The following is a 420-nucleotide window of genomic DNA, read 5'->3' on the forward strand; positions in this document are numbered from 1 at the left end:
CCTGGCGCGCCGTGCGGGCCTGCCTTGCGTCGTGCTGCCGGCGTAGGGCGCGCAGGCCGGCACCCCGTTCGACGCGCGCGTGTTCCAGCACGGCCCGTGCCGCCGTTGCCTCGGCATCGCGCATTCTTTCATACAGGCTGTAGTTGCCGCCGTAGGCGCGCAGGGCACCGCCGGCCAGTTCGACGATGCCGTCCGCCAGCGCCAGCAAGCCCCGATCATGGCTGACGACGATGGCGGCGCCGCGCCACTGCCGCAGCCGCGCCATCAGCCAGGCGCGGCCTGCCGCGTCGAGGTGATTGGTGGGTTCGTCCAGCACCAGCGTGTCGGCGCCGGACAGGAAGGCGCCGGCCAGCGCCACGCGCGCCAGCTCGCCGCCGGAGAGACGCTGCGCGGGAGCCTGCGGGTCGGTCGATGGCGCGG

At 74.8% G+C, this 420-nt stretch carries 1 protein-coding gene; it reads right to left on the reverse strand.

Annotated features, from left to right (window positions below; genetic code table 11):
* The coding region (locus tag GM672_RS27910) for an ATP-binding cassette domain-containing protein (protein WP_155473710.1) at positions 1-420 on the reverse strand (420 nt) is incomplete at both ends.

The organism is Pseudoduganella buxea (assembly GCF_009720835.1).
Lineage (GTDB): Bacteria > Pseudomonadota > Gammaproteobacteria > Burkholderiales > Burkholderiaceae_D > Rugamonas > Rugamonas buxea.